1 protein-coding gene is annotated in these 1,159 nt (G+C 52.4%); it reads left to right on the top strand.

Annotated elements, in window-relative coordinates:
* The first annotated feature begins 94 nt into the window (after window positions 1-94).
* A complete protein-coding gene (locus tag CIK74_RS01425) occupies window positions 95-1,123 on the top strand; it encodes an IS630 family transposase (RefSeq protein WP_096253928.1) in 1,029 nt (342 codons plus the stop codon).
* Window positions 1,124-1,159: the final 36 nt, after the last annotated feature.

Here is a 1,159-nt window from a genome sequence, read left to right as displayed (position 1 = left end):
TATGGCGGTCACAGTTCAAAAACGGTTCTGAAAAAGCATTGACCCCGGCGCGTTAAACCCGTGCCAGCACTGCCAGAATGTTAATTTTGGAAGCATGCGCACCCCACAACTCACCGACGAAGAACGCCGGCTACTCAAAGACTACAAAGCCAATGCACCGCACAAACTCGTAGTGAAAAAGGCCGAAGCGTTACTCTTGCTTTCTCGGGACGTTGCCCCAGAAATCGTTGCTGAATTCGTGGACCGAGAACCCTCAACTTTGCATGACTGGGTGATAGATTGGCACCAGCAACGCATGGCTTCCCTCTATACAGGACACGCCGGAAACCTGAACCGCAGCTTCCTCACCGAAGGCCAACGAGAAGCTGTCACAGTGGTCCTCTCCCAACCGCCAGGAGACGAGTATCTTCCGGCGCAGTTCTGGGATGTTCCGAAACTGGATCACTGGTTATCGACCACGTTCAACATCGAGTACGCCTCCAATTCCTCGTACCATTTCCTGCTGCGCATGGCTGGACTCTCGTTTCACAAGCCGGAGAAGTTTGACCGGCGGCGTGCCGACGAAAAAGCTATTGACCTTCGGGTGAAAGAAATCCGCGAAGAACTCACTGGTCCGTTGGGTGAAGAGAACACGCTGGTGTTCGCGGCGGATGAGGTGCGTATCGATCAGGAAGCAGTGGTGCGCAAGGCCTGGTACAAGAAGAACACTAAAACTGTGTTGAAAGTGGACCGGAAGACGGCTTCCCAGTCGTTTATCGGGTTCCTGAATCAGAACACCGGTGACTGCACCACCCTGCGTTTAGATTGGCAGAACAGCGCCACCATCCTAGAAGCGGTGCAAATGCTGGTGGGCCTGAATCCGGGGAAGAAAATCGTCATTGTGTGGGATAACGCTTCGTGGCATAAGAACAAGTTGATCCAGGCAGAACTGGCCTCGGGGCAGAGTTTGCAGGATGTTCATTTGATCAATTTCCCGCCCTATGCTCCGGATCATAACCCGATTGAGCATGTGTGGAATGATGCGAAGAACGCGATCAGCAATGTGCAGCGTGATGTTTTTGATTCTACGGTTGCGGCGTTTGAAGCGCATATCGGTTCACGGGTGTTTGATTACAAGATCTGACTGGCTGGTGACCGTTTTTGAAAAATCAGAGCCATA

This window comes from Glutamicibacter sp. BW77 (genome assembly GCF_002332285.1).
GTDB classification, from domain to species: Bacteria; Actinomycetota; Actinomycetes; order Actinomycetales; family Micrococcaceae; genus Glutamicibacter; species Glutamicibacter bergerei.
The sequence above is the reverse complement of the archived record's forward strand: the minus strand, read 5'-3'. Positions and strand labels throughout refer to the sequence as shown.

Bases quoted from the DNA above. Each gene is read 5' to 3' on its own strand.
- CIK74_RS01425 (WP_096253928.1), top strand. From the start codon at position 95: ATGCGCACCCCACAACTCACCGACGAAGAACGCCGGCTACTCAAAGAC.